This is a genomic window from Vibrio sp. D173a (genome assembly GCF_030248475.1).
In genome coordinates this window covers 1-557 of the sequence record NZ_JAHGAH010000730.1, presented here as the reverse complement: position 1 = coordinate 557, position 557 = coordinate 1, and the positions used below count along the sequence as shown (strand labels likewise).

General features: G+C 49.6%; 2 pseudogenes. One reads left to right on the top strand and one right to left on the bottom strand.

Going from position 1 to position 557, the window contains the following annotated elements:
- Positions 1 to 305: pseudogene (locus KIV40_RS28865) on the top strand (penicillin-sensitive transpeptidase); the annotation flags it as partial.
- Positions 306 to 383: 78 nt separating this feature from the next.
- Here the strand turns inward: KIV40_RS28865 and KIV40_RS28860 are convergent.
- Positions 384 to 557, bottom strand: a pseudogene (locus tag KIV40_RS28860) (DNA-binding transcriptional regulator OxyR); the annotation flags it as partial.

Here is a 557-nt window from a genome sequence, read left to right as displayed (position 1 = left end):
ACAACAGCAATCTAGGCAAAGGACAGATTACGGGTGCAGAAGCCGGGGCGAAAACCGCTCAGCCAGCTTGGGTTGATTTCATGGGCTTAGCGCTAAAAGACGTACCTGCACAACGTAAAGATATCCCAGAAGATATTGTTCGTGTGCGCATCGACCGCGAGACGGGCCTATTGACCAATAAGTCTGATGGTTCCTCGATGTTTGAGTACTTCGTGAAAGGTACAGAGCCGACCGAGTACATTACCGAGCGCTTTGGTGATGACATCTACTCATCGTCAGGTGATGCCGAAGAAGAACTCTTCTAAAGCTAACACTAGCAATCAAAAGGGCTGACACCACAAGTATCAGCCCTTTTTGCTATTGGTCAGATTGCACGAGAAAGCTTATTTTTCTAACTGAGTCTTAATCGATTCAGCGAGCTGCTCAAAGCGCCCACGCAGTGGAGAACCTGGTCGGTACGCCACCACAATACGACGTGAAGGCGTTGGGTTCACCGCAGGTACGTATCACACCCCGTCCTTTTTCTTCTCGGTCGGTAGAGAGAGTTCAGGCAGTAA